Source organism: Microbacterium sp. PA5 (assembly GCF_049860775.1).
Lineage (GTDB): Bacteria > Actinomycetota > Actinomycetes > Actinomycetales > Microbacteriaceae > Microbacterium.
In genome coordinates, this window is the sequence record NZ_CP187567.1 from 799,547 (window position 1) to 816,721 (window position 17,175).

Annotated in this window: 12 protein-coding genes; 6 read left to right on the forward strand and 6 right to left on the reverse strand. The window is 73.2% G+C overall.

Annotation, left to right across the window (positions count from 1 at the left end):
- The 5 genes from ACPWUT_RS03635 to ACPWUT_RS03655 all read right to left on the reverse strand — a co-directional run bounded on the left by ACPWUT_RS03635 (position 1) and on the right by ACPWUT_RS03655 (position 8,819).
- Positions 1–1,086 (reverse strand): hypothetical protein, encoded by a 1,086-nt coding sequence (locus ACPWUT_RS03635; RefSeq protein WP_284529787.1) that lies wholly within the window; start codon positions 1,084–1,086, stop codon positions 1–3.
- Positions 1,083–3,476, reverse strand: a complete 2,394-nt coding sequence (locus ACPWUT_RS03640) for a glycosyltransferase family 29 protein (protein ID WP_425840728.1) — start codon at positions 3,474–3,476, stop codon at positions 1,083–1,085. The genes ACPWUT_RS03635 and ACPWUT_RS03640 overlap by 4 nt, the downstream gene beginning before the upstream one ends.
- A gap of 147 nt (positions 3,477–3,623) precedes the next feature.
- Positions 3,624–6,002, reverse strand: a complete 2,379-nt coding sequence (locus ACPWUT_RS03645; protein WP_425840731.1) for a CDP-glycerol glycerophosphotransferase family protein — start codon at positions 6,000–6,002, stop codon at positions 3,624–3,626.
- 115 nt (positions 6,003–6,117) lie between these two features.
- Complete coding sequence (locus ACPWUT_RS03650; RefSeq protein WP_284529791.1) at positions 6,118–7,425, reverse strand: O-antigen ligase family protein; 1,308 nt, start codon at positions 7,423–7,425, stop codon at positions 6,118–6,120.
- Positions 7,422–8,819, reverse strand: a complete 1,398-nt coding sequence (locus ACPWUT_RS03655; RefSeq protein ID WP_284529793.1) for an O-antigen ligase family protein — start codon at positions 8,817–8,819, stop codon at positions 7,422–7,424. Before ACPWUT_RS03655 ends, ACPWUT_RS03650 begins: the two co-directional genes overlap by 4 nt.
- Positions 8,820–8,860: 41 nt before the next feature.
- Between ACPWUT_RS03655 and manA the strand changes: the two genes are divergently transcribed.
- The 4 genes from manA to ACPWUT_RS03675 all read left to right on the forward strand — a co-directional run bounded on the left by manA (position 8,861) and on the right by ACPWUT_RS03675 (position 14,781).
- Positions 8,861–10,015 carry a mannose-6-phosphate isomerase, class I gene (manA, locus tag ACPWUT_RS03660; protein ID WP_284529795.1) on the forward strand — a complete coding sequence of 385 codons (1,155 nt, stop codon included), beginning with the start codon at positions 8,861–8,863 and terminating at the stop codon, positions 10,013–10,015.
- A 154-nt stretch (positions 10,016–10,169) separates the two neighbouring features.
- A complete protein-coding gene (locus ACPWUT_RS03665; RefSeq protein WP_284529796.1) occupies positions 10,170–10,490 on the forward strand; it encodes a WhiB family transcriptional regulator in 321 nt (106 codons plus the stop codon).
- Positions 10,491–10,561: 71 nt separating this feature from the next.
- The gene (locus tag ACPWUT_RS03670) at positions 10,562–13,390 is read left to right on the forward strand and encodes a glycosyltransferase (protein ID WP_425840736.1); all 2,829 of its coding nucleotides are present in this window, start codon (positions 10,562–10,564) and stop codon (positions 13,388–13,390) included.
- Entirely contained in the window at positions 13,387–14,781 is a 1,395-nt protein-coding gene (locus ACPWUT_RS03675; protein ID WP_425840739.1) for a DUF5719 family protein, read from the forward strand. Before ACPWUT_RS03670 ends, ACPWUT_RS03675 begins: the two co-directional genes overlap by 4 nt.
- A 37-nt stretch (positions 14,782–14,818) precedes the next feature.
- Here ACPWUT_RS03675 and ACPWUT_RS03680 read toward each other — a convergent pair whose 3' ends face one another.
- The gene (locus tag ACPWUT_RS03680) at positions 14,819–15,253 is read right to left on the reverse strand and encodes a metallopeptidase family protein (protein ID WP_284529799.1); all 435 of its coding nucleotides are present in this window, start codon (positions 15,251–15,253) and stop codon (positions 14,819–14,821) included.
- 79 nt (positions 15,254–15,332) lie between these two features.
- Here ACPWUT_RS03680 and ACPWUT_RS03685 point away from each other — a divergent pair, with 79 nt between their 5' ends.
- Entirely contained in the window at positions 15,333–15,539 is a 207-nt protein-coding gene (locus tag ACPWUT_RS03685; protein WP_144807327.1) for a DUF3499 family protein, read from the forward strand.
- 40 nt (positions 15,540–15,579) lie between these two features.
- On the forward strand, positions 15,580–17,055 hold the full coding sequence (gene ahcY, locus ACPWUT_RS03690) for an adenosylhomocysteinase (RefSeq protein ID WP_425840743.1): 1,476 nt from the start codon (positions 15,580–15,582) through the stop codon (positions 17,053–17,055).
- Positions 17,056–17,175: the final 120 nt, after the last annotated feature.

The window sequence follows — 17,175 nt, forward strand, 5'->3', positions numbered from 1 at the left end:
TCAGCGCAGCGCGGCGGTGAACGCGTCGGCCTGGGACTGCAGCTGATCCCACAGCTCCTCGCGGCGTGCGGCGATCCCCGACGCCAGTTCGTCCTCCCGTGCGATGAAGCGGGTGAGCGTGGCGATCATGCGGTCGGCCATCTGGTCGAGCTGGGCACGCGTCATCGTCGTCGTGCGCGGCACGGCGCAGAGGAACTCGTCATCCCCGAAGTAGTCCCGCGGCATGCCGCGGCGCGCCCCCATGCCGATGAACGCGGACGGCTTGTCGTAGGCGAGGAACGGCAGCCACCCGTGCAGGCGCTTGCCGAAGGCGAAGCGGCTGTCGGCGTAGCGCTGGGCGAAGGACGGGTGACGCAGGAGCGCCGCGTTGAACGCCTCGTGGAAGTCCCGGCCGTCGAGCTCCGCGCGCAGCAGATCTCCGAACAGCGGCTCGTCGAGGTCGATCAGCGGGAAGAGGTCGAGCATCAGGCGGTTGGCGTCACCCGAGGCGTTCACCATCGACCGCACCTCGAGGCCGTGAGAGGCGGCGAAGTCCCGGAACCGGCGGAGCGGATGATCGGCGATGTTCTCGGCGGTGAACAGGAAGCTGTCGAAGTTCACGACGACGACGTCGCGCGTGGTGCGATCGGCCGGCAGCAGCCGATCGGTGAACAGCGACGTGCAGGGCGCCCACTCCGGGCTCGTCACCGGTCCCGCCGCGCGGACGAAGTCCGCCTCCCGCGTGGCGCGGACCACGATGCGCGGCGCCCGCGAGGTCACGCGCCGGACGGCGGCGAGCTCGTCGGGCGTCGGCTCCTGGAGGATGCCGGTCGACCACAGGTAGTACTTCGACTCCTCGAACCGGTCCCACTGCTTGGCGAGCTTGGCGTGGAGGTGCCGCGACGAGTTGGTCTGCACGAAGAGCCCGCCGGGCCCGATCACGACGTTCTCGGGCGCCGCGTCCGAGGACGAGAGGTAGGCCGGCGCGCTCACGTGGCGGAAGTCGAGGTCGATCCGCCCGTCGAAGAGCCTCTCGGTGACCTGATGCAGGAGCGCGTCTCCCGCATTGCCGCGGACCCCGCACGTGATCCAGAGCGCCTTCTTCACGAGACGTCCTCCTTCGCCGTCGCGCGCGCTTCTCGGCGCGGCGCCGCGAGGTCCAGCGCTCTGCGCTGCTCGTCGATCATCCGCCGGTAGCGCTCGGTGAAGCGGGCGAGGGAGAAGTGCTCCTCGTACACCGCTCGGTTGCGCTCACCCCACATCACGCGGTCGCGGGTCTCGAGCACCCGGCAGGCGTCGAGGATCGTGCCCTCGTCGACGAAGAGCACATTGCTGGCGAGGTCGACCTCGAGGTTCCCCCCGACCGGTGAGAGGATCAGCGCCTTCCCCGCCCGCATCGCCTCGAGGGTGGCGAGGTCGAAGATCGCGTTGCGGTGCATCATGACGTAGTAGTCGGCGAGGTCCATGAGCGCGAGCAGGCGGTCGTGGGTGGTGCGCGTGCCGATGAGGCGCGCCGTGAACGGCCACGACTCCCGCTGCCGCTCGAGGTCCTCGAAGCGCGACCGGTCCGACGAGGCGCCGATGGCGATCCACACCACCGTGCGTCCCGACAGGCGGGCGTGACGGCTCAGCAGCGCCGGGATGCGATCGAGGCCCTTGTCCTCGTTGAAGTCGCCGACGCTGAGGAAGACGTCGGTGTGCTCGTCGCGCGGCGGGAGGTCCAGCTCGCGGATGAGCTCCTCCCGCAGCGCCGCCCGGGCGCCGGCGTCGTCGTCGTGGTCGACCGCGGACACCGTGTTGTAGAGGGCCCAGTCGGCGAAGTTGCCGCCGTCCACCCCGCTCTCCGATGTCGCGAGGTAGGTGTCCCGCGCGCCCAGGCTGGGGAAGAAGACGGTCTGCGCGTTGTCGCAGATGAGCTTCTCGAGCGCGCCCGCCACGCTGATCTCGTGCGCGCTCGGCGTCCGTCCGATCGAGCGCATCTCCTGCAGGGTGCTGCCCTGCTGGTGGTAGACGAGCACGTAGGGGATGCCGAGCCGGTACGCGCCGTAGGCGGTGCCGAGCTCGTGGCACACCATGAGCACGTCGCCGCGCTCGCGGGCCGCCAGGACATCCGGATGCGTGCGGATGTACTCGCTCGCCTCCACGATCTGCGCGATCTTGGTGCTGAGGCCGCGGGTGGTGGGGGCGAGGCGCTCGCGGATCTGCGACGCCTCGGGCCCCTGGAAGAGGTAGGCGAGATCCGCGCCGGCGTCGTGGTCTCCCAGCGCGAGTCGCTGTGTCGCCAGCACCCCGCCGGGGCCGCCGGTCTTGCCCGTCGCCGGGTCGTACTCCCGGTACGCGCATCCGAAGATCGTCAGCGCCTCCGACCGCGGCACCGCGGGGGAGGGATCGTGCTCGCGCCTCTCGACGATGTGGTCGACCAGCAGGGAGCGCAGGAACGCGCCCTCGTGCTCGACGTCGTGACGCGACCCCATGTCGCCCAGCGCGTCGAAGTAGTGCCCCGTGTCGCCGCCGGTGATCGAGGAGAAGCCGTAGACGTCCACGCCCGCGAGCGACCCCCGGCTCTGGAACAGCATCCACAGGATCTGCGCCCCGGAGGTCGGCAGCAGCAGTCCGGAGCGTCGACGCAGCGCGGCCTTGGTCTCGGTGTCGATGTGGGTCACCCGGTCAGGGGAGAACAGGACGTCGCGGTAGAGGATGTCGGCGTGTGCGGGGACCTCGAGGAGGTTCCGGAAGAAGTCCATCTCCCACACCACCAGGGCTCCGGTGTCCACGGCGACCCGGTCGCGGACGTCGCGATGGGCTCCGCGCACCCAGATGTCCGTGCGGATCCCGTAGTCGGCCTCGTAGCCGGTGGGGTGGTTGTTGAAGCGGATCACGACGTCGTGCGCGTCGATCTCGGCGCCCTTGCCCGATCCCAGGTTCCCGGGGCCGTTCCCGACGACGGCCACGGTCCGCCCGGCCACAAGCTGGGCGAACAGCCGGCGCTCGCTGTTGCGCTGGAGGACCTCGGCCACCTGCGCGGCCCGGGCGACCTCGTCGCCGCCGAGCCGCAGCTCGCCGGCGAACTGCGCGACGGGGAGGCAGCGGGTCAGCACCTCGACCGGCAGGCCGCGCGAGAGGTAGGTGCGCAGGAGCTGCTCGGCGGCGGCGCGATCGCCGGCCTCGATCAGCACGCCGGCGTAGACCGCCCACATGGCGGGGGAGAGCACCCGCCAGGCGACGGTGTTCTGGGCCATCGCGCGGGCGCGGTCCACGAGATACGGGGTCGCGCCCTGATCGCGCCACTCCACGCGGGAGAGCGCGAAGTCGTCGGTCGCGCGCCGCTCCTCGCCGCCGGCGCCCAGCGGCGACCGGCGCCCCGCACCCATCGCCGCGGTCGTCGCCGAGAGGCGGGAGCGCAGCCGTGTGAACCGTCCGCGCCAGCGCGATCGGAGGCCGCGGGTGCGTCGCGCGAGTGCGCGCAGGAGAGGGATCTTCCGTGCGAGTTTCTTCATGGGGCCCGTCTCGGTCGGGCGCCGCCGGGGGTTCGTGGCGGCGCAGGATCGAGGGATCCTAGCGGACGCACATGGCGTGCCGGAGACACGGCGGTGTCCCCGCGGTGGCCGGGGGCGGGGCGGCGCCGGCGGGGTGCGCGCGTGCGGTCAGCGGGCGCCGACGGCGGCGATCAGGCGGCGGGCGATGTCGTCCGCACAGGGGGTGGCGCCAGCGGCGGGAGCCGGATCGCCCGGCACCTGCACCCAGCGGCGCGCGAACGCCGCGGCGTCGGCACGCGTCGCCCCGTCGGCGGCGACGGCCGCCACGAGCTCCTCCACCGTGCGGACGATGGGCCCCGGCAGGTCGCGGCGGTAGTCGAGGTAGAAGTCGCGGGAGGAGAGGTACTCGTCCAGGTCCGGAACGAGGAAGTAGCTCGGCACCCCGACCACGGCGGCCTCGTACAGCGCCGACGAGTAGTCGGTGATGAAGAGATCGGCCACGAGCAGCATCTCCTGCGTGGAGAACCCGTCGGCGGTGTCGACGTCGGCCCCGAAGCGGCCGTGCATGAGCGGATGCAGCTTCACGACGGTGTGGACCCCCGCCTCGGCGAGCGCCGCGCTCAGGGTCGCCGCGTCGACAGTGACCGTGCCGTCGAGGCGGAAGGTGGGGGCGAAGACCGCGACCCGCGCGCCGCGCAGGTGCGGGTGGCGCGCGTAGATGCGCTCGCGGGTCTCGGCCGCGCGTGCCGGGTCGCGCAGCCGGTCGACGCGGGGAAGGGGGGCGACGACGACCTTCGACGGATCGGTCCCGAACGCCTCGGCGTACGCGGGGCGGCACTCCTCGGCGCTGGTGAGCACGATGTCGTACCCCTCGTGCATGCGCATGGCGGCGGCCAGACGCGCGTCGCGTCCCTCCTCCTGCCCGAGGATGCTGAGACCGAACTTCTTGAAGGCTCCCAGGGCGTGCCAGATCTGCACGACCGTGAGGGACTCCTTGTGCCGGAGCACGCTCGCGACGATCGAGTAGGTGTCCACGACGAGCACCCGGGCGGTCGCCACCTGGTAGAGCTGCGCCAGCATATGCAGGCTGTACCGGATCTTCCCGGGGATGCCCGGGGGGACCATCCGGACCATCGAGACGACGTCGACCGTGGGGTCCTGGGCCCGGATCGCTGCCCGCAGATCGGTGAAGTCCGCCGGCTCCTCGGGATGCTCGCGGCTGATCATCACCACCTTGCGTCGCGTGCGGAGGAGCTTCAGCGGCGCGTACAGCGCGGACAGCCCGGTGCGGGCGAGCCAGGCGACGGCGAGCTGCCCGGTGATCCGCCCTCCGACGGTGGTCGGGGCGGGGCTCCCGCCGGGAGCGACGGCGGCGGCGTCGACCTCGGCGCGACGGGCCAGGACGATGTCGCGCACGATCCGCTCGCTGGAGCGCCCGTCGCAGGCGGCGAGGAAGCGCTCGCGGAACGCGTCTGCGTGCGGGCCCACCGTCGCCGAGGAGATCGCCGCGGCGAGGTCGTCGCCGTCGGTGACCAGCGGCCCGGTGACGTAGGTGTCGAACGGGTAGTAGAAGTCGCGGTCGGACGTGTACTCCGCCAGATCGGGGCAGAAGAAGACGATCGGGCGGCGCAGCAGCGCGTACTCGAAGATGGCGGAGGAGTAGTCGGTCACCAGGACGTCCGCCGCCATCAGCAGCTCGTTGAGCTCGCGCTCGGCCGAGACGTCCAGCACGCCGGTGACGTTGGGCCGCTGCACCTCCAGCGGCGTCACGAACGGGTGCATCTTCACCATGACGACCCAGTCGTCGCCGAGGTCGGCGGCCAGCCGCTCCCACGGCACCGCGTCGACGTCGTACGTCGCGGTCAGCTGGCCGTTGCCCCGGAACGTCGGGGCGAACAGGGCGATGCGCTGGTGCGCGCGGATGCCGTAGCGCTTGCGCAGGCTCGCCGCCGTGGACTGCACGAGGCCCTCGTCGAAGAACACGTCCGTGCGGGGGACCCCGAGCGCGTGGACGCGCTCGAGATCGACGGCGAACGCCTCGGCGTAGTCGCCGCGGATCGCCTCGGCGCTCACTGTCACGTCGGTGTAGTTGCGGTGCGCGAGCGATCCGGGGAGCGGTCCGCCCGGAAGCCCCTCACGGCTCCACCCCACGCGCTTGAAGGCCCCCGCGGCGTGCCACACCTGCAGCAGGCGGGTCTGCGGCCGGAGGTTCAGCGGGTAGATCAGGGGGTAGAAGTCGTCGACGATCACCGTCTGAGCCGAGGCGATGAGCCAGGGCAGGGCGAGGAGATCGCGCAGCGGACGGCGGGCGCGCAGGCTCTTCTTGAAGACCCCGCGGATGTCGGCGGTCGGGTCCTGGCGCCGGATCTCGGCGTCGAGGAACGCGAAGTTGCCCGAGAACCCCGACCGCGAGTCGGAGAGGAACAGCACCCGTCCGTCGCGCACGGAGGTCGTGCGGCGCGCGAGAGCGTAGGCGAGGATGTACGGCGCGAACCGCCACTTCTGGAGGAACGCGTTGCCTCGCAGCAGGCTGCGGAGTGCGTGCACGAAGACCTCCAGGCGGGACGAAGCGATCGGTCAATCCTAGTTCGGGCTGCCTGTGCCTCCCCTGTCGCCCTGCCCTGTCGCCGTTCCCCGGGCCGCGGCTGCCGGCTGCGGCCCGTCAGTCGCGCGGCGCGCGCGGAGCCCGCCAGCCGGGGGACTCCGGGCCGGTGTCGAGGCCGCTCCGCCAGCCGCGCACCAGCGAGGCGCGCGTGGCGCAGACGACCAGGAGGAACCACCCGAAGCCGCCGAGCAGCGAGCTGGTGACCACCGAGTCGGCCAGCAGGGTGATGATCACCAGGGGCGGCCAGGTGTACACGGTCGACCGGCGCTCGGACGCGGTGACCCAGGCGCGCGCCAGGGCGAGCCCGGCGAACCCGACGAACAGCGCGACGCCGACCGCCCCCGCCTGCAGCAGCACATCCATCCAGGCGTTGAGGGCAGAGGCGTGGTCGCGGCCGGTCGTCACGCGGATGAAGTAGTAGGGCATGAGGTTCTCGGGCCATGTCCCGACCCATCCCCAGCCCTGCACCGGCCGCAGCGCCGCCATGTCGAGGACCTCGTTCCACAGGCGCGACCGGGTGAGGAAGTCGGGCTCGGCGTTCAGCCAGTACACGAGGGGGCGGCGGAACGTGAAGACGAGGATCGTCGCGATCGCGAACGCGCCGGCGATCGCCCACTGGAGCGCGGTGCGCCGGTGAGGCGGTGTACGTCGCACGATCGCCAGGACGCCGGTGGCCAGACCCGCGATCACCGCCATCCCGAGGACGATCGGCGAGGCGGTGAACACCGCCAGCAGCACCGCCAGCGACACCGAGTACACGGACAGGCCGGGGGCGACCGACCGGGTGCGCCACTCCACGAGGAACGTGATGAGCGCGAGGATCGTCACGAGCCCGAGCATGGTGCGGGTGCCGAACAGGCCCTGGATCGGTCCGCCCTCGGCCAGGTTGCCGGCGATGCCGAGGAACGGGACGGGCCCGTCGAGCAGGATGCCGCTCAGGATCTCGATCGCGAGCGAGCCGGTGAGGAGGAAGCGCAGGACGTCGCCGGTCGCGCGCACCGTCTGCAGGGTGTCGCGGAACTGCGCGACGACGATCGCCAGGAACGTGGGCGCGGCCAGCTGCAGCCACCCGCCGAGGGTCGCGCCCACCGAGCGCGACCAGAACACCGTGAGCAGCAGCCAGATGAGCAGGAGGAGCAGCGTCGTCGGCATGATCTCGAACGCGCGCAGCTCGCGGCGACGCGCCACCAGCATCCCCGCACCGATCACGCAGAGGCCCGTGATCACGGCGCCGTACCCGGCGTCGCCCATGAGCTGGCGGATGAGGTGGGTGGAGAACAGCGCGCCGATCGCCGCGGTGGCGAAGGCGGCCGCGAGGGCCGAGGACCGGAGGAAGTCGAGGATCGACCGCGGTGCGCTCGTCATCGCTGGGCGAGCCGCTCGCCCTGCTCGCCCGCGAGCCGCTGCTCGGACGGCCCGCGGCCCACGAGGGGCGCCTGCTTGATCTTGAAGGCGAACATCACGAGGAACATCCACCCCCAGCCCAGCAGCGGCGAGGATTCGGCCAGGCCCTGCACGAGCAGCTGCGCCGCCGTCAGGGTGGGCAGGAGCGTGAGGGCCTCGTAGGGCCGGTCCGCCACCAGATCCCAGCGCGGCCGGTCGACGGCGAAGAACCACGACCTCCAGATGAAGGCGAGGTAGGTGAGCGCCATGAGCACCACGCCGACCACGCCCAGCTGCAGGTACACGTCGATCCACATGTTGTGGGCCTGCATGACCGTCTCGCCGTGATCGACGATCCAGCGGTCGAAGAACGGGTCGGTGGGCACCCAGGGAGTGGAGAACCCCCACCCGAGCACCGGGCGCTCGCCCGCGCGGGCCAGGACCGCCGTCCAGATCGACTCACGGCCCGTGAGGTCCGCGGAGCGGCCGAGGAGCGAGAACACCGCGTCGCGGCCGAACCACAGCGCCGCCAGGCCTCCGACGGCGACGATCGCGTACGCGAGGTAGTACCGCGTGCGCTCGCCGGCCCGGCGCGTCGTGCGCATGAGCAGGGCCGTCACGAGCACGACCGCCGTCAGCGCCGCGGCGAGGTAGGCCGTCGCCGAGCCCGCCCGGACGAACAGGAACGCCGCCAGCAGGAACCAGCCGACCAGGAGGGTGCGGCGCGGGGCGCGGGCGGCGAAGCGCAGGCCGAAGACCACCATCCCGAGCAGCGCCACGTAGGCGAGCGCGTTCGAGTTGCCGAACAGCCCCTGGATGCGCCCGCCGTCGAACAGGTTGTCGCGGCTCCACATGGTGATCGGGTCCTCGCCGCCCTGCGGTCTGCCGAACTCGGGGAGGATCGGACCGCCCCAGACGAGCGAGACCCACAGCTCGAAGGCGAGTGAGAGCCCGAGGATCCACTTGAGCGCCGAGGCGACGGCGCGGACGAGTTCGCGCCACGTGAGCACCGAGGCGATGAAGAACGCATGGATGGTGGTGCTCAGGAGCAGTCCGAGGGTGAGCGCGGTGGCGGCGGGCCAGGCCGTCCAGGCGAGCGATGCGACCGCCAGCACGACGTAGGCGACGGCGAACCACGGGAGCCGGCGCCACTGCACCACGGGACGGAGCAGGATCCACAGCGCGAGCGAGACCACGGCCGAGCCGAAGACCGCCACTGCGGCCCCGACGACGCCGAGCACCATCAGCAGGCTCGTGCCCGACAGCGCCCCGGCCAGCACCAGGATGCACCAGCCGCGCAGCAGCAGATGACCCGTCTTCTCGCGGATCGGCGCTGCGGGCGGGGCCGCGATGGGGTGCTGGGTGTGGGTGGTCATGTGCACATCAGGGTATCGCGGGCGGCCCTAGGCTGAAGGGTGTGCTGATCCCGATCTCCAACGCACCGCGTGAATACTCGTGGGGGTCGCCCACGCTCATCCCCGGGCTGGAGGGCCGTGTCCCCTCGGGACGTCCCGAGGCCGAGATCTGGTACGGCGACCACCCCGGCAGCCCGTCGCGCACCGCCGACGGGCTGACCCTCGACCGGGCGCTCGCCGACGCGGGCGCGGCGCCGCTGCCGTATCTGCTGAAGGTGCTCGCCGCGGGGATGTCGCTGTCGATCCAGGCGCATCCCTCGCGGGCGGAGGCCCAGGAGGGCTTCGCGCGCGAGGAGGAGGCCGGCATCCCGCGCGATGCGGACGTGCGCACCTACCGCGACGACAATCACAAGCCCGAGATCATCGTCGCCCTGAGCGACCGCTTCCGCGCGCTCGTCGGGCTCCGCCCGCTGGATCGCACCCGCCGGCTGCTGGCCGGACTGGGCGACGGTCACGGCGTCCAGGAGCTGCGCCGCCGGCTGGAGGGCGACGACGAGCCCGCCCTCCTCAGGGGCGCGCTCGCGTGGGCGCTCTCGGATGCCGCGCAGGACGAGATCGACGACATCGTCGCCGCGATCGGCGCGGCCGACGTCGACGGCTTCGCGCCCGAGCTGGAGGTGCTCCGCCGCATCGCCGCCGACTTCCCCGGCGATCCGGGAGTCGTGGTCGCGCTCCTCATGAACCTGGTGGAGCTGCGGCGGGGCGAGGCGCTGTTCGCGCCGGCGGGCGTCCTTCACGCGTATCAGGAGGGCCTCGGCGTCGAGCTGATGGCCGCGAGCGACAACGTGCTCCGGGGCGGTCTCACCCCCAAGCACGTCGACGTCGACGAGCTGCTGCGCATCGTGGACACCTCGCCGGGGCCGGCGCCGGTGATCGCGCCGGTCCCTCTCGACGGCGTGGACGGCGCGGAGGTCTACGACGCCGGAGTGCCGGACTTCTCGCTGGTGCGCACCGTCGTCGCGCCCGGCCGGCCGCAGCGGCTCCCGGTGGCGGGTCCGACGATCGTCCTGGCGGTGCGCGGAGAGGTGACCGTCGACACGCCCGGGGGGTCCACCGTGCTGGCGGCGGGATCTGCGGCATTCGTCAGCGCGGACGAGGGAGAGGTGCGCCTCGACGGCGACGGCGAGGTTTTCCTCGCCCGACCGGGCACGCGCTGACTCCGGGCGGCCGTCGCGACACGCCCATCGCGCGCCGTGAAGGTTCAATCACGCATTGAGGGTTTACGATCTGCGACTTGACCTCACCGAATGACAAGGGTGTAATTATCCCAACACGCGCAACAGCGCGAGGCGAAACAGGTGGGAGAGCGATATGGCGGCTTACCGTTCCGGCGTTCCCGAGAATTGGTTCGTCGACCCGGTCAACCTCGGTGTCCCCGGCGTCCGCCGTCAGACCGAGGTCGAGGGTGACGGAGCTCTTGCCTGGCAGTCCGACGCGCTCTGTGCGCAGACCGACCCCGAGGCCTTCTTCCCGGAGAAGGGCGGATCGACGCGCGACGCCAAGCGCATCTGCACCTCGTGCGACGTCCGCGGCGAGTGCCTCGAGTACGCCCTGCAGAACGACGAGCGCTTCGGCATCTGGGGCGGGCTCAGCGAGCGCGAGCGCCGCAAGCTGAAGCGCCGCGCGGGCTGATCCGCCGATTCGCCGGAATCGCGGCGCGCAGTCCCGGACGGGCCCGCCCACCGGCTTAGGCTGACGAGGTCATGCCCTCCCGAGTCCACGCGCTGCTGGTCGTGCGCTCCGATGGCCACGTCGCCCCCGACATCCATCTGCGCCGCACCCTCGCCGCGCTCGCCGCGCAGTCGCGTCCCGTCGACGCGCTGACGATCGTGCTGTGCGGGGACGATCCGCGGGTGCGCGAGGTCGTGGCGTGCGCCCCCGCCGAGGGGATCATCACGACGGGGCGGACCACGCGGTTCGCCGACGCCCTGCGACTGGCCTCCCGGCGCCTCGACGGCGATGCGGTCTGGCTCCTCGCCCAGGACACGGCACCCGAGCCCGAGGCGCTCGCCCGCCTGGTCGCCGCCCTCGAGACGGCGCCGTCGGTCGCCTTCGCCGCCCCCAAGCTCGTGCGCTGGCAGGACCGCACGCACATCGTCTCGCTCGGCGTGACGATGACGCGCACCGGCAGGACGGTGGGACTCGCAGACGGCGAGCACGATCAAGGACAGCACGACGCGCGCGAAGACGTGCTCGGCGCCGATGTGCGCGGGCTGCTCGTCCGCGCCGACGTCTGGCGCGAGCTCGACGGGATCGACCCGGCGCTCGACGGGGCCGACGAAGGCCTCGACCTCGGCATCCGGGCGCGCCTGGCCGGCGGCCGGGTGGCGCTGGCGCCCTCGTCGATCATCGCGGTCGCCGGAGACGGGGTCGCGGGCGACGACGCGGGCGAGGGCGTCGCCGCGCGGGCGCGCGCCGCCTACGCGTCGCGGAGCGCCCAGCTGCATCGGCGCCTCGTCTACGCGCCGCCCGCCCTCGTCGCGCTGCAGTGGATCGCGCTGCTGCCGGTCGCGGTCGGACGCTCGCTCGCCCATCTGCTCGGCAAGCGGCCGGGCCTCATCCTCCCCGAGCTCGCCGCGGCCCTCGTCGCCCTCGTGCGCATCCCGTCGGTCGCCCGCGCCCGCTCCGGCATCCGGCGTCGCCGCCGCGCGTCGTGGTCGCAGCTGGCTCCGTTGCGCATCGGCTCCCGTCAGCTGCGCCATCGGCTCGACGACGAGGGCGGAGACGCCCTCGCACGGCCGGATCTCCGCTTCTTCAGCTCCACGGGCGGCGCCTGGATCGTCCTGGCCGCCTTGGTGGTCTCCCTCGCGGCCTTCCCGGCGCTGCTGGCGTGGCCGGTGCTGGGCGGCGGCGCGTTGGCGCCCCTGCGGACGACCCTCGCGCAGCTGTGGGCGGACGCCCTGGCCGGTCCGCGCCCCCTGGGCTGGAGCACCGCCGGGCCCGCGGATCCCTTCAGCGCGCTCATCGCCGTGATCGGGAGCCTGTCGCCGGCGGAGCCGTCGCGTGCGCTCGTGGTGCTGTGGCTCCTGGCGCTGCCGCTGGCGGCGCTGGGCGGCTGGTTCGCCGCGACGCGCGTGAGCGAACGCGCGGGGCCGCGCGCGCTGGTGGCCATCGGCTGGGCGCTCGCGCCGTCGCTGCTGACCGCCCTCGTCGAGGGGCGCCCCACGGGGGTGCTGGTCCATCTCCTCCTGCCGTGGCTGCTGTTCACCGGCGCCGCAGCCCATCGCTCGTGGACGCAGGCCGGAGTGGCGTCGCTGGCCCTGGTGGCCGTGCTCGCCGCCGCACCGTCGCTGGCACCCGCACTGATCGTGCTGTGGCTCGTCGCGATCGCCCTCACGATCGCCCGACGCTCCGGCCGGGGCATCGCGCGGATCATCTGGCTCGTGGTGCCGAGCGTCGTCTTCGCCCTCCCGCTCGTGTGGCATCGCGTGGGCGCGGGGGATCCCTGGGCCCTGCTGGCCGATCCGGGGGTGCCTGCCGCCGCAGCCGTCCCCGCGTCCGACCTCGCCGGGCGCCTGCTCCTGCTGGCGGGCTTCCCCACGTCGGACGGGGCCGGGTGGTCCGGCCTCCTCGGCCTCGATGCCGCGCCCGCCTGGCTGCCGCTGCTGGTCGTCCCCGTCGTCGTCCTGGCCGCCGCGGCGCCCGTCGTCGCGCGGCTGCTTCCGTCGGCGATCCTCCTGCTGGCGGCCGTGCTCGGCCTCGTGACCGCCGTCGCGGCGTCGGGGACCGTGCTCGCCGCCGCGGGGTCCACGCCCGTCACCCTGTGGCCCGGCGCCGGACTGAGCCTCGCCTGGGCGGGTCTGCTCGGCGCCGCCGCGGCGGCCGCCGATCGGCTGCCGCGCGCGGGTGCGGTCCGCGGGATCGGGATCGCCGTCGCACTGCTGAGTCTCGCCGTCGTCGCCGTGCCGGCCCTCACGGCGCTGCCGCGCAACGCCCTGGCGATCACCAACGGACCCGACAGCACGCTGCCGGCGTACGTGGACGCGGAGGGGCGCGGCGACCCGGGCATCGCGACGTTCGTCCTGCGCGCGCAGCCGCGCGGCGGCCTCGCGACCGAGGTCGTGTGGGGGGCCAGCTCCACCCTGGGCGGTCAGACGACGCTCCAGTCGGTGCGGTCCGGCCCGACCCCGGCCGACGAGGAGACCGCGGCCGCCACGGCGGACCTCGTCTCGGGCTCGGCGGGCGACGTGGTGCAGCGGCTGGCCGCCCAGGGCATCGGCTACGTCCTCCTCGGCGCGGCCGCGGAGGACGAGACCGACGCCGCCCGGGCGACCCGGCTGGCGGCGCGGGCCGCGCTCGACCGCCGGGACGAGCTGGAGTCGGTCGGTGACACGGGCAAGGGCGAGCTGTGGTTCGTGGTCGGCGACGTCGTGCCGCGCGAGGCCAGCGCCGCGCAGGAGGCGCAGGCGTGGCGCGGCGGGGCGGCGCAGCTCGGCGTCGTGGTCGTCGCCCTCCTCCTTGCTCTGCCCACCGCCGCGACGATCCGTCAGGCGCGCCGGGAGCCGCGCATCGTGGGTGGGGGGACGACATGACCGGGCCGACTCGCCGCACGGTGCGCGTGGGCGCCGGCATCGCCGTCGCGGCGCTGTTCGCCGCCGCGATCCCCGCCGCGGCGCTCGCCCCCTGGCCGGCGGCGGTCCGCGAGCCGGTCGCCGTGACCGCCCTTCCCGAGCCGACGGCCTCGCTCGTCTCCTGCGCCGGGCCCATCCTCGCCGTCGGCCGCGACGCGACCGACGCCGCACTCCTCACCGACGCCGCGGGTCAGGACGTCGCCGCGGCCACGGCCCCGGGCCAGCCCGATGCGGCGGCCGCACGCCTCGCCTCACCGGACGTGTCCGGCGGGGCGGGCCCCGACGCCCTGAGCGCCGAGCCGAGGGAGGGCACCCGGACCGACCTCGCCGCCGCCGGATCGGCCACCGTCGCCGACGAGGACCTCGCCGGCTTCGCGGCGTCGGCGTGCGCCCCCGGGCTCATGGAGTCCTGGCTCGTCGGCGGCAGCGGTGCCACCGGCGCCGCCGATCTCCTGCTCCTCTCCAATCCCTCCGGCGTGGCCTCCGAGGTCGACATCACCGTCTACGGCGCCGAGGGCGCCGTGCAGCCGGCAGCGGCGGCGGGGATCATCGTCCCGGCGCGGACGCAGCGCGTCCTCCCGCTGGCGGCCCTCGCGCTCGGCCAGGAGAGCCCCGTGGTGCGCGTCAATGCGGCGGGGGCGCCGATCCAGGCATCGCTGCAGACGAGCCTCACCCGCACCCTGCTTCCCGGCGGCGTCGACCAGGTGGGCACCACGGCCGCCCCCGACACCGTCCAGGTGATCCCGTCGGCCACCGTCGTCGTGGCGCCCGGCGAGGAGGGCGCGTCCGAGCCCGGAGCGCGGCTGCGGCTGCTGGCGCCCTCCGACGACACCGACGTCGTGGTCGACCTCACCCCGCTCGGCAGCGGCGCGGCCGCCTCCGAGACGCTCGAGCTGTCGGCGGGGGTCCCCGCCGAACTGGAGCTCGGCGGGCTGGCGGCGGGCACCTACCGGGTGGAGGTGACCGCGGAGCATCCCGTTGTGACCGCCCTGTGGACGACGAGCGGGTTCGGCGAGGGCACGGACTTCGCCTGGCACACCGCCCCGTCGGTGATCTCGGTGCCGAGCCTGGTGGCCGTGGCCGTGGGCCCCTCGCCCTTCCTCGCCCTCTCGAACGAGGGGGAGGAGGAGTCGCGGGTGACGCTGTCCGGGCCCGCCGGCGAGTCCGACATCGTCGTGCCGGCAGGCGGCGCGGTGCGCACACGGGTGCAGGACGCGGCGGTCTATCAGCTCACGCCGCAGGGCGGCGCCATCCGTGCGAACGTCACCTACCGCGGGTCGGGCGCCCTCGCCGGTTACGACGTGATCCCCGCCGATGCCGCGGCCGAGCCCGTCGTCGTGTTCCCGCAGTAGCCGCCGGGTTCGGGCCGCAGCGGTCCGAGGCGACCGCTCAGAAGTAGCGGAACCGCTCGGGGCCGAGGTCCCAGGGGTCGCGGTCGAGGTACTCCGCGGCGGCCCGGAACACGCAGCTCTCGATCATCATCCGCCGGTGCAGCTCGTCGTTGCGGTGGAGGTGACTCAGCCGCTCGATCGGCAGGCGGTACAGCGTGATCCGCTTGTGCTCGGTCGACACGCTCCAGCGCGGGATGCCGTCCTCGTCCGAGGCCGCCGGCATGGAACCCACCTCGAAGCGCACGTCGCGCAGTTCAGGCCAGGCGCTGCGGAGGAACTCCGCCGCCGTCCCGACGGCGAGGTCGAACTTGTCGGCGCGCGTCTCCAGGGGCGGCAGCGGCGGCCGCACGACCGGGCTGCGGTCCTCGCGGCCATGACGCCCGTGGCGCGACGGCCGCGCGGCCGGTGCGGCGGTGCGGCGACGCCTCATCATGCCCCCATCCTAGGTCGGGCCGCGCCCGCGGCGGCGCGGCGACCGTCCACTGTCGCCGGGGGTCGGTAGCGTGGCTGCGATGCGTGACAGACTCTGCTCCAAGGTGGGCTGCGCCCGCGAGGCCGTGACGACCCTGACCTACGACTACGGCGACCAGATGGCCGCCCTCGGTCCGCTGGGCGGCGGGAACGACCCGCACGCCCACGATCTGTGCGCGATCCACACCGACCGGCTCTCGGTTCCCAAGGGCTGGGTCGTCGTGCGTCACGAGACGCTGCGCGTCTGACGGGTCGCCCGCGCCGGGCGCGAGGTGGGAGAATGGGCGGATGCCGACTCCCGTGAACACGCTCGACTTCGTCGTCGCCGACCTGGCCCTCGCTGCGGCCGGCCGCCACCAGATCCGCCTCGCCGAGAACGAGATGCCCGGCCTCATGGCCCTGCGCGAGGAGTTCGGTCCCTCGCAGCCCCTCGCCGGCGCGCGCATCGCCGGCTCGCTCCACATGACCGTGCAGACCGCGGTGCTGATCGAGACGCTCGTCGCGCTCGGCGCGCAGGTGCGCTGGGCCAGCTGCAACATCTTCTCCACCCAGGACGAGGCCGCCGCCGCCGTCGCGGTGGGGCCGACGGGCACGGCCGACGCCCCCGCCGGCGTCCCCGTCTTCGCCTTCAAGGGCGAGACCCTCGAGGAGTACTGGCAGCTCGCCGACCGCATCTTCGACTGGTCGGCCGAGGGCTTCGACGGACCGAACCTCATCCTCGACGACGGCGGCGACGCGACCCTCCTCGTGCACAAGGGCGTGGAGTTCGAGCGCGCCGGCGGCGTACCCGAGACCACCGAGGGCGACTCGGCCGAGTACCGCATCGTCCTCGACACGCTGCGGGCGAGCCTGGCCCGCGATCCCGAGCGCTTCACCCGCATGGCGGCGGGGATCCTCGGGGTCACCGAGGAGACGACCACCGGCGTCCACCGCCTGTACGAGCTGCACGCCGCCGGGAAGCTCCTGTTCCCCGGCATCAACGTCAACGACTCGGTCACCAAGTCCAAGTTCGACAACAAGTACGGCATCCGCCACTCGCTGCCCGACGGCATCAACCGCGCCACCGACGTGCTGATGGGCGGCAAGGTCGCCTTCGTCGTCGGCTACGGCGACGTGGGCAAGGGCGCGGCCGAGGCGCTGCGCGGGCAGGGCGCGCGCGTCATCGTCGGGGAGGTCGACCCCATCTGCGCGCTGCAGGCGGCGATGGACGGCTTCCAGGTCGCGCGTCTGGAGTCGGTGCTCGGCGACATCGACCTGCTGATCACCGGCACCGGCAACACGCAGGTCGTCACGGTGGACCACCTGCTGGGCCTCAAGCACCTCGCGATCGTCGGCAACGTCGGTCACTTCGACGACGAGATCGACATGGCCGGGCTCGAGTCGCTGCCCGGCGCGGAGCGGATCGAGATCAAGCCGCAGGTGCACGAGTGGCGCCTTCCGGCGACCCCGGACGGGCGCGGCGGCCGCAGCATCCTCGTGCTGTCCGAGGGGCGCCTGATGAACCTCGGCAACGCCACCGGGCACCCGTCCTTCGTGATGAGCGCGTCCTTCACCAACCAGGTCCTCGCTCAGCTGGAGCTCTTCACGAACCTCGAGGCCTACCCGGTGGGCGTCTACACGCTGCCGAAGATCCTCGACGAGAAGGTCGCGCGGCTGCATCTGGATGCCCTGGGCGTCGAGCTCACCGAGCTCACGCCCCATCAGGCCGCCTACATCGGCGTCCCGGTGGAGGGCCCCTACAAGCTGGACCACTACCGCTACTGACACGACCGCGCCCGCGCCCGCGGGATGTCCCACTTACGGCGAGGCATGTCCCACTTCCGGCTGGTTCACGCACCCCGTACCCGCCGAAAGTGGGACATCCTCTCGGTCTTCTTTTGACTG

Bases quoted from the DNA above. Each gene is read 5' to 3' on its own strand.
- ACPWUT_RS03640 (WP_425840728.1), bottom strand. From the start codon at position 3,476: ATGAAGAAACTCGCACGGAAGATCCCTCTCCTGCGCGCACTCGCGCGA.
- ACPWUT_RS03650 (WP_284529791.1), bottom strand. From the start codon at position 7,425: ATGACGAGCGCACCGCGGTCGATCCTCGACTTCCTCCGGTCCTCGGCC.
- ACPWUT_RS03655 (WP_284529793.1), bottom strand. From the start codon at position 8,819: ATGACCACCCACACCCAGCACCCCATCGCGGCCCCGCCCGCAGCGCCG.
- ACPWUT_RS03665 (WP_284529796.1), top strand. From the start codon at position 10,170: ATGGCGGCTTACCGTTCCGGCGTTCCCGAGAATTGGTTCGTCGACCCG.
- ACPWUT_RS03670 (WP_425840736.1), top strand. From the start codon at position 10,562: ATGCCCTCCCGAGTCCACGCGCTGCTGGTCGTGCGCTCCGATGGCCAC.
- ACPWUT_RS03675 (WP_425840739.1), top strand. From the start codon at position 13,387: ATGACCGGGCCGACTCGCCGCACGGTGCGCGTGGGCGCCGGCATCGCC.
- ACPWUT_RS03680 (WP_284529799.1), bottom strand. From the start codon at position 15,253: ATGATGAGGCGTCGCCGCACCGCCGCACCGGCCGCGCGGCCGTCGCGC.
- ACPWUT_RS03685 (WP_144807327.1), top strand. From the start codon at position 15,333: ATGCGTGACAGACTCTGCTCCAAGGTGGGCTGCGCCCGCGAGGCCGTG.
- ahcY (WP_425840743.1), top strand. From the start codon at position 15,580: ATGCCGACTCCCGTGAACACGCTCGACTTCGTCGTCGCCGACCTGGCC.